Annotated in this window: 15 protein-coding genes; 12 read left to right on the top strand and 3 right to left on the bottom strand. The window is 59.4% G+C overall.

Annotated elements, in window-relative coordinates; all coding sequences use genetic code 11:
• From PGR6_RS19895 to PGR6_RS19855, 9 genes are all read left to right on the top strand, one after another.
• Entirely contained in the window at window positions 1–519 is a 519-nt protein-coding gene (locus PGR6_RS19895; RefSeq protein ID WP_019648228.1) for an ankyrin repeat domain-containing protein, read from the top strand.
• A gap of 225 nt (window positions 520–744) precedes the next feature.
• The gene (locus PGR6_RS19890) at window positions 745–1,275 is read left to right on the top strand and encodes a hypothetical protein (RefSeq protein ID WP_064619242.1); all 531 of its coding nucleotides are present in this window, start codon (window positions 745–747) and stop codon (window positions 1,273–1,275) included.
• A gap of 83 nt (window positions 1,276–1,358) precedes the next feature.
• On the top strand, window positions 1,359–1,550 hold the full coding sequence (locus tag PGR6_RS19885) for a PLDc N-terminal domain-containing protein (RefSeq protein WP_019579715.1): 192 nt from the start codon (window positions 1,359–1,361) through the stop codon (window positions 1,548–1,550).
• A 238-nt stretch (window positions 1,551–1,788) separates the two neighbouring features.
• Window positions 1,789–2,664, top strand: coding sequence for a polyamine aminopropyltransferase (speE, locus tag PGR6_RS19880; RefSeq protein WP_018925208.1), 876 nt, complete (start codon window positions 1,789–1,791; stop codon window positions 2,662–2,664).
• A gap of 155 nt (window positions 2,665–2,819) precedes the next feature.
• Window positions 2,820–3,053 (top strand): hypothetical protein, encoded by a 234-nt coding sequence (locus tag PGR6_RS19875; protein ID WP_064619239.1) that lies wholly within the window; start codon window positions 2,820–2,822, stop codon window positions 3,051–3,053.
• Window positions 3,054–3,251: 198 nt separating this feature from the next.
• Window positions 3,252–3,593 (top strand): ribonuclease E inhibitor RraB, encoded by a 342-nt coding sequence (locus PGR6_RS19870; RefSeq protein WP_018925210.1) that lies wholly within the window; start codon window positions 3,252–3,254, stop codon window positions 3,591–3,593.
• 379 nt (window positions 3,594–3,972) lie between these two features.
• Window positions 3,973–5,382: a circularly permuted type 2 ATP-grasp protein gene (locus PGR6_RS19865; protein ID WP_018925211.1), complete on the top strand. Its 1,410-nt coding sequence runs from the start codon at window positions 3,973–3,975 to the stop codon at window positions 5,380–5,382.
• A gap of 12 nt (window positions 5,383–5,394) precedes the next feature.
• The gene (locus PGR6_RS19860) at window positions 5,395–6,345 is read left to right on the top strand and encodes an alpha-E domain-containing protein (protein WP_026286340.1); all 951 of its coding nucleotides are present in this window, start codon (window positions 5,395–5,397) and stop codon (window positions 6,343–6,345) included.
• The gene (locus tag PGR6_RS19855; protein WP_064619236.1) at window positions 6,342–7,151 is read left to right on the top strand and encodes a transglutaminase family protein; all 810 of its coding nucleotides are present in this window, start codon (window positions 6,342–6,344) and stop codon (window positions 7,149–7,151) included. Before PGR6_RS19860 ends, PGR6_RS19855 begins: the two co-directional genes overlap by 4 nt.
• Window positions 7,152–7,304: 153 nt before the next feature.
• On the opposite strand, the gene PGR6_RS19850 is transcribed toward PGR6_RS19855, so the two are convergent.
• The gene (locus tag PGR6_RS19850) at window positions 7,305–8,132 is read right to left on the bottom strand and encodes a c-type cytochrome (protein WP_018925214.1); all 828 of its coding nucleotides are present in this window, start codon (window positions 8,130–8,132) and stop codon (window positions 7,305–7,307) included.
• 580 nt (window positions 8,133–8,712) lie between these two features.
• Between PGR6_RS19850 and PGR6_RS19845 the strand changes: the two genes are divergently transcribed.
• The 3 genes from PGR6_RS19845 (at window position 8,713) to PGR6_RS19835 (ending at window position 12,944) form a co-directional block, all read left to right on the top strand.
• Window positions 8,713–9,918, top strand: coding sequence for an acetyl-CoA C-acetyltransferase (locus tag PGR6_RS19845; protein WP_064619234.1), 1,206 nt, complete (start codon window positions 8,713–8,715; stop codon window positions 9,916–9,918).
• A 38-nt stretch (window positions 9,919–9,956) separates the two neighbouring features.
• Entirely contained in the window at window positions 9,957–12,101 is a 2,145-nt protein-coding gene (locus PGR6_RS19840; RefSeq protein ID WP_064619231.1) for a 3-hydroxyacyl-CoA dehydrogenase NAD-binding domain-containing protein, read from the top strand.
• A gap of 108 nt (window positions 12,102–12,209) precedes the next feature.
• Entirely contained in the window at window positions 12,210–12,944 is a 735-nt protein-coding gene (locus PGR6_RS19835) for an amidotransferase (RefSeq protein ID WP_018925217.1), read from the top strand.
• Between the two features lie 84 nt (window positions 12,945–13,028).
• On the opposite strand, the gene PGR6_RS19830 is transcribed toward PGR6_RS19835, so the two are convergent.
• Together PGR6_RS19830 and PGR6_RS19825 are read right to left on the bottom strand one after the other, a co-directional pair.
• Window positions 13,029–14,000, bottom strand: coding sequence for a magnesium and cobalt transport protein CorA (locus PGR6_RS19830; RefSeq protein WP_018925218.1), 972 nt, complete (start codon window positions 13,998–14,000; stop codon window positions 13,029–13,031).
• Between the two features lie 146 nt (window positions 14,001–14,146).
• Window positions 14,147–14,869 carry a lysophospholipid acyltransferase family protein gene (locus PGR6_RS19825; RefSeq protein ID WP_064619228.1) on the bottom strand — a complete coding sequence of 241 codons (723 nt, stop codon included), beginning with the start codon at window positions 14,867–14,869 and terminating at the stop codon, window positions 14,147–14,149.
• Between the last annotated feature and the right edge of the window lie 169 nt (window positions 14,870–15,038).

Below are 15,038 nucleotides of genomic sequence, written 5' to 3'. Positions count from 1 at the left end.
ATGTCAGACAAAAGCCGCCAGATGACCCCCGAAGAGGCTGCTGAATTTGCCGAACAGGTGTTCAACAAAGCGCGCGAGGGCGATGCGGCCATGATGGCTGCGCTGCTGACCAAGGGCCTGCCGCCGAACCTGCGCAACCACAAGGGCGACACTTTACTGATGCTCGCCGCGTACCACGGCCATGTCGACACCGTAAAAGTTTTGCTCGAACACAAGGCCGATCCCGAGATTCGCAACGACAACGGCCAGAGCCCGATTGCCGGCGCGGCATTCAAGGGTGATCTGGCAGTGGTCAAGGCGTTGGTCGAGGGTGGCGCTGAAGTGGAAGGTTCGTCCTTCGACGGACGCACTGCGTTGATGATGGCGGCGATGTTCAACCGCGTCGAAATCATCGACTACCTGATCAGCAAAGGCGCCGATCCGAAAGCCAAGGACGCCAATGGCGTGTCTGCGCTGGACGCGGCCAAGACCATGGGCGCGGCGGATACCACGGCTCAGCTGCAAAAACTCCTGGCCTGATTCGGGCTTTTGTGGCGAGGGAGCTTGCTCCCGCTGGGCTGCGAAGCAGCCCCAAAATCAGCGATCGCGGTCATTCAGATAGACCACATTCACCGGATTTACGACTGCTTCGCAGCCGAACGGGGGCAAGCCCCCTCGCCACAGGTTCCTGCCAGGTCCCGCAATCCGTTTCCGAATGCGTTATCCTTCGCGCCCTCAAAATTCCCTCGCTACAGGATCCACCTCATGAAAGCCGCACTCGTCGAACTCATCAGCAAAATCAGCTCCGGGTGCATGGGCGAGGACGAAATCCTGAAAATCGCTGACGAAGCGGCTCAGGCCTACGCCGATCCCGAGGCTTTTCTGGCGGCCAATCCAGATATCAACTACGACGACACCTTTCCGATCCCGTTGGGCGAGTGGGTTGTCGTCGGCAGTCTGCCGGAAACCGTGCTGTTCCAGGCCGACACCTACATGGACCTGTTCGCGCAGATCGTCGCCTCGTTCGGCCCCGGCGTTGAGTTCAACATCAAGCCCAAGCAACTGGCCAAAACCGAAGCTCTCACGGCACTCAATCGCATTCAGGTGCAGATGAGCAGCCTGAACAAGGAAAACGGTGGCTACACCTTGATGAATTTTAGCCAGTTGCTCGACGACGAACTGCAAGTGGTGCTGGTCTTTGGCAACGACGTGCCACGGGTGCTGGAGTTGTGCGCCGAAGTCGGCATCGCCGCCGCGCCCTCCCTGGAAGCCCTGAAAGTGGCCATCCACGTCTGAAACCGTCTACAACGGTAATAAAACGGAACCCTCGCCAGGCCCGACTATCCTAAGAGTGCCTACCATTTTTTTGGAGCGACACCATGGGTTCCACGTTCAACACCCTGATCGGCCTGATTATTTTTGCCCTGGATATCTGGGCCATCATCAATGTGCTTAAAAGTGGCGCCGAAGTCGGGATGAAAGTCCTCTGGGTGCTGTTGATCCTGTTGCTGCCGGTGCTGGGCCTGATCATCTGGGCCATCGCCGGGCCAAGAGGCGATGTGCGGATCTGACGATCTTCATGGTAGGAGCGAGGCTTGCCCGCGAAAGGATCGCTGCGGTGTACCTGATAGACCGAGTCATCGTTCTTCGCGGGCAAGCCTCGCCCCTACCGGTGTGTGCATCAGAAGGTTCGACCTGTCATGTTCCGCGACGTAGAATGCGCGCCTTTCCCGGTCAATCGAGGCGATCGATTGGCCATCATGGGCGGGTAACCGTCCGTTGCCACCCGCATTCATCGGAGCACTTCCCATGAGCAATACCCCAACCAGCGAGTACCTGGAAACCCTCTACGAAGGCTATGGCCAGCGTTTTCGCATGGAAAAACTGCTGCACGAAGTGCGCACCGAACACCAGCACCTGGTGATCTTCGAAAACCCGCGCATGGGCCGGGTGATGGCGCTGGATGGCGTAATCCAGACCACCGAAGCCGACGAATTCATCTACCACGAAATGCTCACCCACGTGCCGATCCTCGCCCATGGCACCGCCAAGCGCGTGCTGATCATCGGTGGTGGCGACGGCGGCATGCTGCGTGAAGTGGCCAAGCACCGCAGCGTCGAGCACATCACCATGGTCGAAATCGACGGCACCGTGGTCGACATGTGCAAGGAATTCCTGCCGAACCACTCCAAGGGTGCGTTCGATGATCCACGCCTGAACCTGGTGATCGACGACGGCATGCGTTTCGTCGCCACCACCACCGAAAAGTTCGACGTGATCATTTCCGACTCCACCGACCCGATCGGTCCGGGCGAAGTGCTGTTCTCCGAAAACTTCTACCAGGCTTGCCACCGCTGCCTGAACGAAGGCGGCATTCTGGTGACCCAGAACGGCACCCCGTTCATGCAAATCGAAGAAGTCAAAACCACCGCCGGTCGCCTGCGCAGCCTGTTCCCGGACTGGCACTTCTATCAGGCAGCCGTGCCGACCTACATCGGCGGCGCAATGACCTTCGCCTGGGGCGCGACCGATACCGCTTATCGCAAATTGTCCCGCGAAACCCTGCAACAGCGCTTCGCCGGCAGCGGCATCATCACCCGCTATTACAACCCGGAAATCCACATTGGTGCCTTCGCGTTGCCGCAGTACGTGCTGCAAGCGGTGAACAAACCTAGCAACGACTGATGCTTCGTCGATAAGAAAGGCCGTCGCCGGTGTTTGAAACACGCGGGTGACGGCCTTTTTTCATGTCTTGCTTTTAGGATCCCTTGGAACGATCGGCCAATGCACGAGTCGAGATAGATGTAAGCCCATCCATGGGTTTTACCGAGGAGGCACCGATGCAAAAGTGGAAAATCACTTTCGTGGATGATCACGGTGAATCAGTCGACGAACTCTTCGAGTGCGAGGAGTGCCCGAGCAAGGAGCAAGCCGCCAAACTCGTTCGCGCCCGACGCCTGCCGGTCGCTGCCGAACTGGACCTCAATGATCTGGAGGGTCGTACCGCTGATCCGACCGTCAAAAGTCTGAAATCCCAAAACAGCATTGAAATCCTCAGTATTACTCCGATTTGATACACCTCCTGTCACATTCACCACCAGGCCTTGGCAGCGGCTCTGTCTTGAGGCTACTCTGCACCCGAGATCAGCGAGTGACTCGCTAAGGTCTGGTCTTGTCAGCTACATGCTTGTTTCCCGGCGGCAACCTCTGTTGCCGCATCGAAAGTGCAGGGAATACGGAAAGTCTATCCATCAGTCTGAGGGGGACGTTTCATGAGCACAGCCTATCAAGAAGACATCAGCAGCAGCGTGCTGCGCCGCATGAAAGAAGGCGGTTTCGATTTTTCACGATTCCATCCCATCGAGTTCTACGCCATTTTCCCGGACGAGGAGCGGGCACGCAGGGCGGCAGGTCATTTTTGTGGTGAATCCTTGAATGCCCAGATCAGCGCGCGTGACGACGGCGCGTGGTCGCTGGAACTGAGCAAAGTGATGTACGCCACCTACGACGGGATCGGCGACTTCGAGCAGGACTTCGAGGCGGTGGTCGAGCCTCTGGGTGGCATCATCGAGGGATGGGGCGTCAAACAGGAGATACGAGGGCTACTCGCATAAGCTTATGAACAGTGACACTTAGTAACGGCTGACCTTTGGGTTGGCCGTTTTTGTTTCGATCTTTTTATTTCGCCACATTTCAAACGGACAAAAAAAAGCCACCTGAACAGGCGGCTAAAGGGAAGAGCGATCAGTTTTCCAGCGAATGTACGGATTATCCGCATCTCCCTCCCGAGCAGTGAAATCAACTCTGACTATGCTGCTGATAGGCGACAGCATTGCTTCGCCATGAAGCGGGGGCGATCAGGGTGGGGCAATTACCGCACAGGATTGGTGCGGGGCGCGCAGCAACATTATCCAACTGATTGATATCAAAGCGTTTCTGCCTATGGCACGGGCCTTGCGAAGGCCTGGATGTCCGTGTGACAAGGAGTACGGCATGATCCGCACCTTTTTTGATGAGATGTACGATGCCGGCGGCCAGGTCCGTCCGCATTATCGGGAGTTTGCCCGTTGGTTGGCCGAAACGCCTGACGAGCTTTTGGCACAACGGCGACGCGAGGCCGATCTGTTATTTCATCGCGCCGGGATTACCTTCACGCTCTATGGTGATGAGCAGGGGACAGAGCGCCTGATTCCCTTCGACACCATTCCCCGCAGCATCCCCGCCAGTGAATGGCGGGTCGTCGAACGCGGCTGCATTCAGCGGGTCAAGGCATTGAACATGTTCCTTGCCGACCTCTATCACGAGCAGCGCATCATCAAGGCCGGCATCATTCCGGCCGAACAAGTGCTGGCCAACGAGCAATACCAGTTGGCGATGCAAGGGCTGGATCTGCACCGCGATATCTATTCGCACATTTCCGGCGTCGACTTGGTGCGCGATGGCGACGGCACGTACTACGTGCTCGAAGACAACCTGCGTACCCCCAGCGGCGTGAGCTACATGCTCGAAGACCGCAAGATGATGATGCGCCTGTTCCCCGAGTTGTTCGCGGCCCAGCGCATCGCACCGATCGACCACTACCCGAACCTGTTGCTCGACACCCTGAAAAGCTCCAGCCCGATCGACAACCCGAGCGTGGTGGTGCTGACGCCGGGGCGTTTCAACAGTGCGTTTTTCGAGCATGCGTTCCTCGCTCGGGAAATGGGCGTTGAACTGGTGGAAGGCGCCGACCTGTTCGTGCGCGACGACAAGGTGTTCATGCGCACCACGGACGGGCCGAAAGCGGTCGACGTGATCTACCGTCGCCTCGACGATGCGTTCCTCGATCCGCTGGCGTTCAACCCCGATTCGATGCTTGGCGTTCCAGGGCTGCTGTCGTCCTACCGCTCCGGCAATGTGGTGCTGGCGAATGCCATCGGCACCGGGGTCGCGGACGACAAGTCGGTGTATCCCTTCGTCACGGACATGATTCGTTTCTACCTCGATGAAGAGCCGATCTTGAAGAACGTGCCGACGTGGCAGTGTCGTAATCCTTCTGAACTGTCCCACGTGCTGGCCAACCTTCCGGAGCTGGTGGTCAAGGAAACCCAAGGCTCCGGCGGTTACGGAATGCTGGTGGGGCCGGCGGCGACGGCGGCGGAGATCGAGTCTTTCCGCGAGCGGATCAAAGCCAAGCCCCACGCGTACATCGCGCAACCGACGTTGTCGTTGTCGACCTGTCCGACCTTTGTCGAAAACGGCATCGCACCGCGCCACATCGACCTGCGTCCGTTTGTATTGTCTGGCCGCGAAACCCGGGTTGTGCCCGGCGGTTTGACCCGTGTCGCCTTGCGTGAAGGCTCCCTGGTGGTGAACTCGTCCCAGGGCGGCGGAACCAAGGACACCTGGGTGGTCGAGGATTGAAGGAAGCTTGCCATGTTAAGTAGAACTGCCTCGGATCTGTACTGGATGTCGCGTTACCTGGAGCGGGCGGAAAACCTCGCGCGGATGCTCGACATCAGTTATTCGCTGTCGCTGATGCCCCAGGACGGTCGTGGCGACGGTTTGCACGAACTGGCCATGCCGTTGCTGATCACTGGCACCCTGGACGATTACCTGGCGCGCCACGGCGATCTGCATGCCGAACGGCTGCTGCATTTTTTCGCCCTGGACGCGGCCAACCCGGCGAGCATCTACAGCTGCCTCGGTGCCGCGCGAGCCAGCGCCCATGCGGTGCGTGGGCGAATCACCGCCGACATGTGGGAAAACATCAACGCCACCTGGCTGGAAATTCGCGGGATCGCCGAGCAGGGCTTGAGTCGCTACGGCATGAGCCGTTTCTGTGAGTGGATCAAGGAACGTTCCCACCTGTTCCGCGGCGCTTGCTATGGCACGATCATGCGTAACGACGCGTTCCGCTTCATTCGTCTGGGCACCTTCATCGAAAGGGCCGACAACACCTTGCGCCTGCTTGATGCCCGTTACGAAATGGCCGGCGATCAAGCCGAAGCCGTCAGTGACGGTACGGCCCACGCCTACTACCAATGGAGCGCCTTGTTGCGGGCCTTGTCATCGTTCGAGGCCTACACCGAAATCTACCGCGACGCCCCCGGCGCCCGGCATGTGGCCGAGCTGTTATTGCTGCGCGCCGATGTGCCGCGATCCCTGCGAGCCTGCACCGAAGAGGTCGATCAGATTCTCGCTCAACTACCGGGGGCCAACGGCCGTCCCGCACAACGCCTGGCGGCGGAAATGGACGCGCGCCTGCGCTACACCGGTATCAACGAAATCCTCGACGAAGGCCTGCACACCTGGCTGACCGAGTTCATCCCGCTGGTGCGCCAGTTGGGCAATGCCATACACAGTTCCTATCTGGAGGCTGCATGAGACTTTCCATTAGCCACGAGACCGCCTATCACTACGAAGATCAGGTGCGGGCGAGCATCCAGTACCTGCGACTGACACCCCACGACAGCGAGCGCCAGCACGTGCTGAGCTGGCAACTTGACCTGCCGCGCCCGGTGCGCGCGCAACTCGATCCGTTCGGCAACATCCTGCATGTGTTGACCCTGGACGAGCCGCATGAGGCGATCATCATCGGCGCCCGTGGCCAGGTCGATATCGACGAGCTGCGCGAAGCCGAGCACGAGAGTCAGTCGGCGCTGCCGTTCCTGCGTTTCACCCGGCTGACCGAAGCCGACGAAGCCCTGCGCGCGTTTGCCGGGAAGGCGTGCAAGCAACGGCGGGATCGCACGGCGCTGATCGATTTGATGCATGGCCTGAACCAGCACATGACCTACACGCCAGGTGCCACCGAAGTGGAGACCAGCGCCGCGCAAGCTTTCGCCGGGCGTTCCGGGGTCTGCCAGGACCATACCCATGCGTTTCTCGCCTGCGCCCGCAGCCTGGGCATCCCCTCGCGTTATGTGTCGGGGTATTTGTACAGCGAGAACAGTGAACACCTGGCCAGTCACGCCTGGGCGGAAGCCTGGCTGAATGACGCCTGGTATAGCTTCGATGTGACCAACGAACTGGCCCGGCCTGAACGTCACTTGAAACTGGCCGTGGGCCTGGACTACCTCGACGCCTGTCCGGTGCGCGGTATGCGCCGTGGCGGCGGGTATGAGCAGATGCATGCCAAGGTGTTGGTCGCGCCGACGCCTGCGCCGGTGATCTCCGTCCAACAGCAGTAGCAGTCATTCATTGTGGCGAGGGAGCTTGCTCCCGCTCGGCTGCGCAGCAGTCGCAAACCCGGCGAATGCGGTTTGCCTGACGGATCGCGTCGCCTGATTTGAGGGCCGCTTCGCGCCCCAGCGGGAGCGAGCTCCCTCGCCACAGGTGGATGTTTACTTGGCCGTAGACACCTTGCGTCCCGCCATGTGCTTCAAATACCCCACCAACAACTCCAGATCCCCCTCCGGCAACACCGTCGGCGAGAACCCGGGCATCTTCGCCTGCGGCCACTGGCGCAAGCTCTGCGGGTCACGGATGTAACGCTTGAGGAAGTCCGCGCCGAAATACTCGGTCGGGTTGAACGGAATATTCAGGTCCGGCCCGAACTGCGCGTCCCCCGCGCCATTGAGTCGATGACAGGCCAGGCAGTTCTTCTGAAACAGCGCAAAGCCCTTGTTCACCGGATGGTCCGCCTTCAATGCAGGATCGGGTAACAGGGCAGGGAAGCGCTCATCCACCGGGGCCATGCGCTTGATGCTCGCCACTTCGAACGGCCATTGCTCGGGACTGATATTGCCCGCCTGTGGATCGGTCCAGACCAGATAGAACGGCCCGGCACTGGGCTTGCCCTCGGACAGCGGCGGCCACGGCTTGGCCGGGTCTTCAATCGCCAGCCAGGCCTGCGCGCCCTGGGTATTGAGCAACGGTGCGGCGGCCAGTTCGGCGGCAAAACCGTCCAGGGCCACGGCTTGCAAGTGGTCGTCAGGCTTGATGCCCGTCAACAACGCTGCCAACGGCACGGCGCGATAGCTCATGTCCCGTTTGTAGGAAACGTCGTTAGTGATCGTGATGGTCTGAGCCTGAGGATGCTTGAGCAATTCCTCGGTCTGCCAGGTGCGAGGGCTCGCGCCCAACTCAAGATTCAGCTGCGCGGCAGACAGAGGCGTGCTGAGCAGCAAGGCCCCAAACAAAATGAGCGCTTTCAAGTGATCGTCGTCCATGTCGTGGAAGTGCCGCAAAGGTTGGCACAGCCACGCCGGCCCGGATAGCGAGCCAGTCACATTTTTATCAGGCGAAATGAAAACCCCCGCTGCTCGATCAGCCAAGCACCTTGGTCAGGTTCGGCAAAATCAACAACAGCGTAGTAGCAAATAGAATGAGCCCGGCTTGACGTACTTTCGAATGTTTGAACATGGCTTGACCGCCTTTTTTGTTATTTCCTGGTTGCCTGCCTGCATATCTCCATGACGGCAGAGCGCTGCACTTCCTGTAGGACGAGAGCCTCGGCAAAACCCGACGACAACTTCGTACAGGTTTACATTAGGGCCCGCGTCACGCTTGGCTTAGATCCATTTCGTATGGACTTAGCGCTGATCGCTGCCAAAAAGACATGAGGCCTATGGCCAGCTTCTTGGGCGCCCGTTGGCTAGACAGCTTGGTGACACGAATCGATTAATCCGATAGCTGACTACCGTTCGTCTGAGCGTGACCGTCAACGCCAATGAGCGCTGTGGTCATTGAATCCACAGCTGCTCGGCATAAGGTGAGGGTATAGAGATCACCCTCAGGTTCGAGAACGCCATGACCCAAGCTTTGATATTTGACGCGTTACGCACGCCCCGTGGCAAAGGCAAGGCCAATGGCGCCTTGCACAGCGTCAAGCCAGTGAACCTGGTGGCCGGGCTGCTGACGGCGTTGCAGCAGCGCACCTCCCTGGACACCAGTCAGGTCGACGACGTGGTGCTTGGCTGTGTGACGCCTATCGGTGATCAGGGCGCCGACATTGCCAAGACCGCCACACAAGTGGCCGATTGGGACGTCAGCGTGGCGGGTGTGCAACTCAATCGCTTCTGCGCGTCGGGGCTGGAAGCAGTGAACCTGGGCGCGATGAAAGTGCGTTCCGGCTTCGAAGATCTGGTGGTGGTCGGTGGCGTCGAGTCGATGTCCCGCGTGGCCATGGGCAGCGACGGCGGGGCCTGGGCGCTGGACCCGGAAACCAACTTGCACAGCCATTTCACACCCCAGGGCGTGGGTGCTGACCTGATCGCGACAATCGAAGGTTTCAGTCGTCAGGACGTCGATGCCTTCGCGTTGCACTCCCAGCAGAAAGCGGCGCGGGCGCGGGCGGATGGTTCCTTCAACAAGTCGCTGGTGCCGGTGCAGGACCAGAACGGCATCATCCTGCTTGATCACGATGAGTTCATTCGCGCCGATTCGACGATGGAAGGCCTGGGCAAGCTCAAGCCAAGTTTCGAAATGATCGGGCAAATGGGCTTCGACGCCACGGCATTGCGGGTGTACAGCCAGGTCGAGCGGATCAACCACGTTCACACGCCGGGCAACAGCTCCGGGATCGTCGATGGCGCGGCGCTGATGCTGATCGGCTCCGAAGCGAAGGGCCGGGCGCTGGGCTTGCAGCCACGGGCGCGGGTCGTCGCCACGGCAGTCACCAGCACCGACCCGACCATCATGCTCACCGGCCCGGCGCCGGCCACCCGCAAGGCACTGGCCAAGGCCGGGCTGCGGGTCGAAGACATCGACCTGTTCGAAGTCAATGAAGCGTTCGCCTCGGTCGTGTTGAAGTTCATCAAGGACATGGCCATCGACCCGGACAAGGTCAACGTCAACGGCGGCTCCATCGCCATGGGCCATCCGCTCGGCGCCACCGGTTGCGCGATTCTCGGCACGCTGCTCGATGAACTGGAAACCCGGCGCCTGCGCTATGGCCTGGCGACATTGTGTGTCGGCGGCGGCATGGGCATTGCCACCATCATCGAACGCCTCTGAGCCTGCGTTTAAGAAAATCCGACTCAAGGAAAATTGCCATGACCCAAGCCATTCGTTACGAAAAGGGCCCGGACCGGATCGTCGTCCTGACCATCGACATGCCGGGCCAGAGCGCCAACACCATGAACGCGGTCTACCGCGAGGCCATGGCCACCTGTGTCGAGCGCCTGGTCGCCGACAAGGATGCGATTGCCGGCGTGATCATCACCTCGGCCAAGAAAACCTTCTTCGCCGGTGGCGACCTCAATGAACTGATCAAGGTCGGCAAGCCCGAAGCCAAAGCCTTTTACGACATGGTGCTGAACCTCAAGGGCCAGTTGCGCACCCTGGAAACCCTCGGTAAACCGGTGGTCGCCGCCATTAACGGCGCGGCGCTCGGCGGCGGTTGGGAAATCTGCCTGGCGTGCCATCACCGTGTAGCGCTCGACAACCCGTCGGTGCTGCTTGGCCTGCCGGAAGTCACCCTCGGCCTGTTGCCGGGCGGCGGCGGGGTGGTGCGCATGGTGCGCATGCTGGGCATCGAAAAAGCTCTGCCGTATCTGCTGGAAGGCAAGAAAATCCGCCCGCAACAGGCGCTGCAAGCGAGGTTGATCGATGAGTTGGCTGTCGATCACGATGAGCTGATGGCCAAGGCGCGGGCGTGGATTGCTGCTCATCCGGTTGCTGTGCAGCGTTGGGATGTGAAGGGTTATCAGATCCCTGGCGGTACGCCGTCGGATCCGAAAGTCATGCAGATGCTGGCCATCACGCCGTCGATCCTACGTAGTAAAACCCAGGGGTGCCTGCCCGCGCCGGAGAAAATCCTCTGCGCCGCGGTGGAGGGCGCTCAGGTGGATTTCGACACCGCGCACCTGATCGAAACCCGCTATTTCACCGAACTGACTACGGGCCAGGTGTCGAAAAACCTCATCGGCACCTTTTGGTTCCAGCTCAATGAGATCAATGCCGGCGGTTCGCGACCTCAGGGCATAGCGCCTTACGTGACGAAGAAAGTCGGTGTGCTCGGCGCCGGGATGATGGGCGCGGGCATCGCGTTTGTCAGCGCCTCGGCCGGTATCGATGTGGTGCTCAAAGACATCAACCTCGCCGCGGCAGAGAAGGGCAAGGCTCACTCGGCGGCGCTGCTGGACAAGAAGGTTGCTCGGGGTCAGTTGAGCCGGGAGCAGCGCGAGGCGATTCTGACGCGAATCGATATCACTCAAGACGATGCGGATCTGGCCGGTTGTGATTTGATTATCGAAGCGGTGTTTGAAGATCGCGAGCTTAAAGCCAGGGTCTCATCGGCAGCGCAAACCGTCGTCGGCCCGGACGCGGTGATCGCCTCCAATACCTCGACGTTGCCGATCAGTGGCCTGGCCACCGCCGTGCCAGACCAGAGCAAATTCATCGGCCTGCATTTCTTCAGTCCCGTGGAGAAAATGCCGTTGGTGGAAATCATCAAAGGCGTCCATACCAGCGACGAAACCCTGGCTCGCGGTTTCGATTTCGTCCTGCAAATCAAGAAAACTCCGATTGTGGTGAACGACAGTCGTGGCTTTTTCACGTCGCGTGTGTTCGGCACCTTCACCAACGAAGGCATCGCGATGCTCGGCGAAGGGGTGAGCGCGCCGATGATCGAAACCGAAGCGCGCAAGGCCGGCATGCCTGTCGGGCCTCTGGCGATCTCCGACGAAGTTTCCCTCAGCCTCATGAGCCATATCCGCCAGCAAACCGCCAAAGACCTGCAAGCGGAAGGGAAACCACTGATTGAGCACCCGGCGTTCGCCGTGATTGACTTGTTGCTCAAGGAATTCAAGCGTCCGGGCAAGGCCGCTGGAGGTGGTTTCTACGATTACCCGGCCGCCGGGCAGAAACATTTGTGGCCGGAGCTGAAAACCCGCTTCGAGAAAGCCGACGGGCAGATTTCGCCGAAAGACGTGCGCGATCGCTTGCTGTTCATCCAGGCCATCGAAACCGTGCGTTGTGTAGAGGAGGGCGTGCTGACCTCGACGGCGGATGCCAACGTCGGCTCGATCTTCGGCATCGGCTTCGCGGCCTGGACCGGCGGTGCGCTGCAATTCATCAACCAGTACGGCGTGAAAGACTTCGTCGCCCGCGCCCAGTACCTGGCCGAGCAATATGGCGAACGCTTCACGCCGCCTGCGCTGTTGCTGGAGAAAGCCGCCAAGGACGCGCTGTTCTAAGGGGACGTTCCAAGGGACCGATGACGCCTTCCGGGGCTTGCCTTGTCACCGTGTTTCAAGGCAGGCTCTGGGGTGTGCATTATTCCCACCATGTGTCAGGTATTTTTTATGTCGTTACGCATCTGCATTCTGGAAACCGACATCCTGCGTCCGGAACTGGTCGATCAATATCAGGGTTACGGGCAGATGTTCCAGCGTCTGTTTTCGCAGCAACCCATCGCGGCCGAATTCAGCGTGTACAACGTGATGCAGGGCGATTATCCCAGCGATGACCTGACCTTCGATGCGTATCTGGTCACCGGCAGCAAGGCCGATTCCTTCGGCACCGACCCGTGGATTCAAACCCTCAAGACGTACCTGCTCAAGCGCTACGAACGTGGCGACAAACTGTTGGGCGTGTGCTTCGGTCACCAACTGTTGGCGCTGCTATTGGGCGGCAAGAGCGAGCGGGCGACCCAGGGCTGGGGCGTCGGCACCCACAAATACAAACTCGCGGCCAAGGCGCCGTGGATGAGCCCGGTGAGGGAAGAACTGACGTTGCTGATCAGTCACCAGGATCAGGTCACCGCGTTGCCGGAAAACGCGACGGTGATTGCTTCTAGCGATTTCTGCCCGTTCGCCGCGTACCACATCAACGATCAGGTGCTGTGCTTCCAGGGGCATCCGGAGTTCATTCACGATTACTCGCGGGCGCTGCTGGATATCCGCCAGGAAGCACTGGGCGAGCAGATTTATTCGCAAGGTATGGCGAGTCTTGAACACGAGCATCACGGCACTACCGTCGCAGAGTGGATGATGCGGTTTGTGGCGCACAAGCCTGAGACTGACTCGGTTAAGCCTTAAAAGCCTCGCGGGCAAGCCTCGCTCCTACGGATAACCCTGTAGGAGCGAGGCTGCCCGCGAATTTTGCAGACGCCTCGGTTCCGACTACAACCACCCAGACTTTTTGAAGCTCGCCCACAAACCGACGCACCCAACGGTGATAAACCCCAGCACCGCGAAATACCCGTAATGCCAGCTCAACTCCGGCATGTTCTGGAAGTTCATCCCATAGATCCCGGCCACCGCGGTCGGGAACGCCAGAATCGCCGCCCATGCCGCAAACTTGCGCTGCACCACGCTCTGGCGTGACGCCTCCAGCAACACCCCGACCTCGATGGTCTGGCTGGCAATGTCCGCCAGGGTCGTCAGGTCTTCCAGTTGCCGCGTGACATGAATCTGCACATCGCGGAAATACGGGCGCATATTTTTGTCGATAAACGGAAAGCTCAGCTTTTGCAGTTCCTCACCGATCTCCACCATCGGTGCCGCATACCGGCGCAAGCGCAATACATCGCGGCGCAGGCCGTGGAGTTTCTGGATATCGCGTTCATTCAGGGAACCGCAGAGGACATTGCTCTCCAGCTCATCGATCTCGGCATGAATCGCTTCGCCCATCGGCTGGTAGTTTTCAATCACGAAATCGAGGATGGCATAGAGTACGAAATCTTCCCCATGCTCCAGCAAAAGCGGGCGCGCCTCACAACGCTGTCGGACATGGGCGTAGGACGCCGAATGACCGTTACGTGCGGTAATGATGTAACCCTTGCCGGCGAAGATATGCGTCTCGATGAACTGCAATTTGCCTTCATGGCGGATCGGCGAATACGTGACGATGAACAGCGCATCGCCGAACGTTTCCAGCTTCGGTCGGCTGTGTTTTTCCAGGGCGTCTTCGATGGCCAGTTCGTGCAGGTTGAACTGGCGTTGCAGGTTGAACAGCTCCTGCGCATTGGGCTCTTCGAGGCCGATCCACACAAAGTGGCCAGGCTTGGCAGCCCAGGCAGCGCCTTCGTCGAGGGTGATGTTGGTGACTTTCTTACCGGCGCTGTAAACCGCAGCAGCAACGACTCTACCCATGATGATTCACTTCTTATCGGTCGCTTTCTATTGGTAAAGACTGGCGGTGCCAGGCAGGTTTCAGCTTAACCTTGTCTACTGCTTGAGAGTCAGCAAAATCGGTAGAGTTCGCAGGCAAAAGAAAACCCGCACAGGGCGGGTTTCATTCAGGCGGCTTGCAGCTGCCGATCCATCGAGTCGATGCACTCACGCATCTGTTCGCGGCACTGGGCGATCAACATCGGCATGTCATCCAGACTCAATCCAGCCGTAGGAATTGCCGGTAACGAACGGATCAGAATCTTCCCACTGCGCCAGCGGTTCAATCGCATGTGTTTGACGTAACTGCTGACACACACCGGCACGATTGGCACGCCGGCGGCAATCGCCATCTGGAACGCGCCTTTCTTGAACGGCAGCAGCTCTTCACCCAAGTTGCGGGTGCCCTCGGGGAAGACCCAGATCGAGGTGTCTTCATTCTGCAAGGTGTGCGTGGTGGTCAGCATCGACTGGCGTGCCTTGTGCGCATTGCCGCGATCGATCAACACATTGCCCGCCAGCCAGAACAACTGCCCGAACAGCGGCACCCACTTCAGGCTCTTCTTGCCGATGCACACGGTGCGGCGGGGCACCACGTTGCCGAACACAAACAGATCGTAGTTGGACTGGTGGTTGGCGATGATCACGCAGCTGTCGGGTTTATCCATCAACGGCCCGACATCGGCCTTCACCCGCAAACGCAAAATACACATTGCCGGCCACGCATACAGACGGGCGCACAAACGGCTGTTGTCGGGATTGAACGGGCGGCACAGCCCGAGAATCACTCCAAGCGCACCGGCCAGAATAAAGTGCAGGCCCATCAATAACATACGAAACACAAACAGCATTTAAAGGCCCACCGGGACAAAAGGTGGCGCAGTGTACGGATGTGCACTGTTTTCGGCAATTGCCGCTATAGAAGTGGGAGATAGCCGATTTTTGAACGCATGTTTCCGACTTGTGGGTCAGATGCGGCCTAGAGCGGTTGTAAGGTTTTAAACCAGACACCCAAGAAAA

Source organism: Pseudomonas sp. GR 6-02, from assembly GCF_001655615.1.
Classification (GTDB): domain Bacteria; phylum Pseudomonadota; class Gammaproteobacteria; order Pseudomonadales; family Pseudomonadaceae; genus Aquipseudomonas.
This window is presented reverse-complemented; position numbering and strand designations above follow the sequence as displayed.

What these genes read in the sequence shown, in the direction of transcription:
- PGR6_RS19895 (WP_019648228.1), top strand. Translation starts at nt 1, where the DNA reads ATGTCAGACAAAAGCCGCCAGATGACCCCCGAAGAGGCTGCTGAATTT.
- PGR6_RS19890 (WP_064619242.1), top strand. Translation starts at nt 745, where the DNA reads ATGAAAGCCGCACTCGTCGAACTCATCAGCAAAATCAGCTCCGGGTGC.
- PGR6_RS19885 (WP_019579715.1), top strand. Translation starts at nt 1,359, where the DNA reads ATGGGTTCCACGTTCAACACCCTGATCGGCCTGATTATTTTTGCCCTG.
- speE (WP_018925208.1), top strand. Translation starts at nt 1,789, where the DNA reads ATGAGCAATACCCCAACCAGCGAGTACCTGGAAACCCTCTACGAAGGC.
- PGR6_RS19875 (WP_064619239.1), top strand. Translation starts at nt 2,820, where the DNA reads ATGCAAAAGTGGAAAATCACTTTCGTGGATGATCACGGTGAATCAGTC.
- PGR6_RS19870 (WP_018925210.1), top strand. Translation starts at nt 3,252, where the DNA reads ATGAGCACAGCCTATCAAGAAGACATCAGCAGCAGCGTGCTGCGCCGC.
- PGR6_RS19865 (WP_018925211.1), top strand. Translation starts at nt 3,973, where the DNA reads ATGATCCGCACCTTTTTTGATGAGATGTACGATGCCGGCGGCCAGGTC.
- PGR6_RS19860 (WP_026286340.1), top strand. Translation starts at nt 5,395, where the DNA reads ATGTTAAGTAGAACTGCCTCGGATCTGTACTGGATGTCGCGTTACCTG.
- PGR6_RS19855 (WP_064619236.1), top strand. Translation starts at nt 6,342, where the DNA reads ATGAGACTTTCCATTAGCCACGAGACCGCCTATCACTACGAAGATCAG.
- PGR6_RS19850 (WP_018925214.1), bottom strand. Translation starts at nt 8,132, where the DNA reads ATGGACGACGATCACTTGAAAGCGCTCATTTTGTTTGGGGCCTTGCTG.
- PGR6_RS19845 (WP_064619234.1), top strand. Translation starts at nt 8,713, where the DNA reads ATGACCCAAGCTTTGATATTTGACGCGTTACGCACGCCCCGTGGCAAA.
- PGR6_RS19840 (WP_064619231.1), top strand. Translation starts at nt 9,957, where the DNA reads ATGACCCAAGCCATTCGTTACGAAAAGGGCCCGGACCGGATCGTCGTC.
- PGR6_RS19835 (WP_018925217.1), top strand. Translation starts at nt 12,210, where the DNA reads ATGTCGTTACGCATCTGCATTCTGGAAACCGACATCCTGCGTCCGGAA.
- PGR6_RS19830 (WP_018925218.1), bottom strand. Translation starts at nt 14,000, where the DNA reads ATGGGTAGAGTCGTTGCTGCTGCGGTTTACAGCGCCGGTAAGAAAGTC.
- PGR6_RS19825 (WP_064619228.1), bottom strand. Translation starts at nt 14,869, where the DNA reads ATGCTGTTTGTGTTTCGTATGTTATTGATGGGCCTGCACTTTATTCTG.